The organism is Nostoc sp. FACHB-152, from assembly GCF_014697475.1.
Lineage (GTDB): Bacteria > Cyanobacteriota > Cyanobacteriia > Cyanobacteriales > Nostocaceae > Nostoc_B.
Window position 1 is genome coordinate 1 of the sequence record NZ_JACJRV010000173.1, and the last position, 3,891, is coordinate 3,891.

General features: G+C 40.1%; 2 protein-coding genes. One reads left to right on the forward strand and one right to left on the reverse strand.

Features of this window, described 5'->3' with window-relative positions; all coding sequences use genetic code 11:
* Positions 1 to 97: 97 nt before the first annotated feature.
* Positions 98 to 1,417 carry a PPC domain-containing protein gene (locus H6G76_RS36230; RefSeq protein WP_190711013.1) on the reverse strand — a complete coding sequence of 440 codons (1,320 nt, stop codon included), beginning with the start codon at positions 1,415 to 1,417 and terminating at the stop codon, positions 98 to 100.
* A 353-nt stretch (positions 1,418 to 1,770) separates the two neighbouring features.
* Between H6G76_RS36230 and H6G76_RS36235 the strand changes: the two genes are divergently transcribed.
* Positions 1,771 to 3,813, forward strand: coding sequence for a serine/threonine-protein kinase (locus tag H6G76_RS36235; protein ID WP_190711014.1), 2,043 nt, complete (start codon positions 1,771 to 1,773; stop codon positions 3,811 to 3,813).
* Positions 3,814 to 3,891: the final 78 nt, after the last annotated feature.

Consider the following 3,891-nt stretch of genomic DNA (forward strand, 5'->3'; position numbering starts at 1 on the left):
ACATTGTGATATTTCAACGAAAGATAAGGGTTTCAAAGCCTCTCCCCCTGTGGGGGAGAGGTTTGGAGAGGGGTTTTTTAGCTCCGTCGAACTCACGTTAAAACAGGGTTAATCGGTAAGTGCCGCGTTGTTTAGAGCTACTGGAAGTCACAACTATATAGTAAACACCATCTTCAGGTAATCTGGCTCGGTCGATCAGTGCGCTGTATTTGCCATCGCGATCGCTATTTGCCGCAATCCTCTGGCCTTTGGAATTGAGCAAAACTATATAAGGTGAAAACTCTTCATTAATACTATCTACGCGAATACTTACCAACTGATTTTTTGTACCTTGGAACGGAGAAACATTGTAGGGACTACCATTTTGTTTCAGAATAGAATTTTGTTCTGTCAGTTGGCCTGATTCGTCTAGGATGTAGCTAGCTCTGTCATTTCTCAAAGCCAGACTATAGCGGCCTGTATCACCAGGATTTTGGCTAGTTACGGCAATTGTATATGTACCTTCAACAGGTAATCGCGCAAAGATAAAAGCATCTCTATCTGTTTCGCCGCCGCTTCTTTTGAGGATGACGTTATTATTTGGGTCGAGTAGCAGCATATAAGGACGTAAACTCAAATTGTTAGAACGTCTTTGATCTGTACTACCCAATAGTCTGAGTTGGACAAGTTGATTTTCTCTACCCTCAAACTGGTAGAAATGATATGGTCTGCCTTGGGATTGAAAATCTTTTTTATCGAGGATACCAAAGGCAATATCGACAAAGTTTAGTTTTCTGTAAGCAGGTGTTCCAGATGAGACAGCAGCTATACCTCTGTTAGAACTTGGTTTTTGTCTTCGCCCTAGAGTTGGAGATACAGCAGGTTTTTGTGATGGTTGTGGAGTCGGGTTAGATTGTCTTGGTGTTGTTCTGGCTGGTGCAGGTTGTGGAGTCGGGTTAGATTGTCTGGGTGGTGCAGGTTGTGGAGTCGAGTTAGATTTTCTCGGTGTTGTTCTAACTGGTGCAGCTTGCGGAGTCGGGTTAGATTGTCTTGGTGTTGTTCTGGCTGGTGCAGGCTGTGGAGCCGGGTTAGTATCTACTGTTTCTGAAGGTTGAGGCGTAGAACTAGGTTGTGTAGGCTGTGTAGTTGTATTGTTATCTGTTGACGGGACACGAGGCGGTAGAGGTGAATCGATAGGTTGACGCTGTGTAGTAGGTGCAGGTGGTTCTACAGCCGGAATTTGCTCAATGCCTTGTTGGACTGCTTCTGGCTGTCGCTCATCTGGGGTTTTAGCAATTTGAAATTGTTTAGAAAGTGTAGGTATTTCTAATGCACTGATTGGCAGGACAGGAAAGGCGATCGCTAAACTAGAAGCGACAGAACACATCAACGCTAGCTGCAATTTCAAGCTATATTTTAGATTGTTTTGTCCTACCATATTTACCCCTTTTTTTGATAGCTTCAAATATTTCTATTACTATAGATAGATACTTTTATTTAAATTATAATTATTACCATATTGGTAAAGTTCTCTCCATTTTATTTAGTTCTTAGTAAACATTATCTATCGCTGTGATAGTTAGTTATTAAAAATATCTAGTTAAATCATAAAAAAACATGATAAGCAGATATTAAGACTATTTAAGACCGATAAATCAGAATCTCATCAATATTAAATTACTGAGTTGACTGTATATTAATTATTTAGTTGCTAGTATTTTATTAACAAATTCATAGCAAAATTATACGTCATCAACTACTATATACACAAACAGCAAATGGCTTGCCAGTATGGTCTGCTGCTTGAATCCCGATTGCCCCGAACCTCTAAACCCAGATGAAAACCTGTATTGCCAAAGCTGCAATACACAATTAATAAGATTATTAAGAGGGCATTATCGTGTTATTAGAGTGCTATCAGATGAAGGTGGATTCGGTAGAACCTATCTTGCGGAAGATATAGATAAACTGAACGAATGGTGCGTCGTGAAACAATTTGCGCCAAAAGTTCAGGAACCTACTGCTATCAAAAAAGCAGTTAAATTATTTCAAGAAGAAGCTCAAAGGTTACAACAGTTGGGAGAACATCACCAAATCCCTGCATTATTAGCTTACTTTGAGCAAGATAATTATTTATTTTTAGTCCAACAATTTATTGATGGACAGAATTTATTACAAGAATTACGCAAAGGATTAACTTATAGCGAAACTCAAGTCATCAAACTTTTGTTAGATTTATTGCCTGTCCTCAAATTTATTCACGATCGCGGCGTAATTCATCGAGATATTAAGCCACAAAATATCATTCGTCGTCGGAGTGATGGAAAATTAGTATTAATTGATTTTGGCGCATCAAAGCAATTAACAGCAACAGTGCATACTAAAATTGGGACAAGCATTGGCTCACATGGTTATACTCCTATTGAACAAATGCAAGAGGGTAAAGCATACCCAGCTAGTGATTTATATAGTTTGGGTGCGACTTGCTTTTATTTGCTAAGTGGAACTTCCCCATCAAGAGTGTGGATGCAACAAGGCTATAGCTGGGTTAAGTCTTGGCGGCAATATTTACGGGGAACAGATAGAGGCAGAATAAGTGTCAGTGCCAAATTGGGAAAAGTTCTGGATAAACTATTAACTACAGATATTGGGCAACGTTATCAATCAGCTGATCAAGTCATCAATGATTTGCAAAAACAGCCCTTACTATCATTGACATCTACAACCTTACCCACAGCCTTATATACAGCACCTTCAACTTTACTAACAGTCCCATCCGGACATCAGAAGTTATTTGGACTCAGATTAAATGACAACTTCCGCAAATTACTGCTAGTCAATGCGGCCGTTTTCCTACTGCTAGGATTAGCAGGAGTTGGGTATTTCCAGTCTTTCCCTAGGGTAAATACAACTGAGACATCAGAAAGGGCTGAACAACCCAGAACCTTGAGAGGACACGCTAGTGATGTTAATTCTGTGGCTTTCTCGCCTAATGGACAAATTTTAGCTAGCGGTAGCGATGACAAAACAATTAAACTGTGGGATGTAGCTACAGGCAAAGAAACCTCTACTTTTAAAGGACACTTTGGCTGGATTTGGGCGATCGCATTCAATCCTGATGGTAAAACTTTAGCTAGTGGTAGTGCCGACAAAACCATCAAACTCTGGAATCTAGCAACCACAGAAGAAATTCGCACCCTAAAAGGACATACTGACGGGGTGACTACTGTGGCTTTTAGTCCTAATGGTAAAACACTCGCTAGTGGTAGCTTAGATAAAACAATCAAACTCTGGAATTTAGAAACAGGTAAACAAATCCGCACTCTCTCAGGACATAGCCAAGCAGTTGCGGCTTTAGCCTTTAGTCCCGATGGTAAAACCCTAGCTAGTGGGAGTTGGGATAAAACAATTAAACTGTGGAATGTAGAAACAGGTAAACAAATCCTTACCCTAGAAGGCCATTCGGGATTGATTCTGTCTGTGGCTTTCAGTCCCGACGCTACAGCTTTAGCTAGCGGTAGTAAAGATAAAACAGTGAAACTTTGGAATTTAGCGACAGGTGAGACAATTCGGACTCTGAGACAGCATTCCGATAAGGTTAATTCTGTTGTTTATGGCAAAACTGCCGGTAGTATTATTCTGGCTACTGGCAGTAGTGACAATACAATTAAATTGTGGAATCCGACGACTGGTAAGGAGATTCGCACTTTAAAACGAGATTCTGGCTACATTTATTCTGTCGCTATTAGTGCTGATGGTAAAGCGATCGCTAGTGGTGGTAGTGCAGACAACATTATCAAAATTTGGCCAATACAGCAGTTTCCTGTGTTATGAGGTACAGTAACAGCAATTAGTAAACCAGTTTCTTAAATGTTGAGGATTCATTAAGTTGAGTGCAACTGAGATAACTGT

Coding starts and splice junctions, on each gene's coding strand:
- H6G76_RS36230 (WP_190711013.1), bottom strand. CDS start 1,417: ATGGTAGGACAAAACAATCTAAAATATAGCTTGAAATTGCAGCTAGCG.
- H6G76_RS36235 (WP_190711014.1), top strand. CDS start 1,771: ATGGTCTGCTGCTTGAATCCCGATTGCCCCGAACCTCTAAACCCAGAT.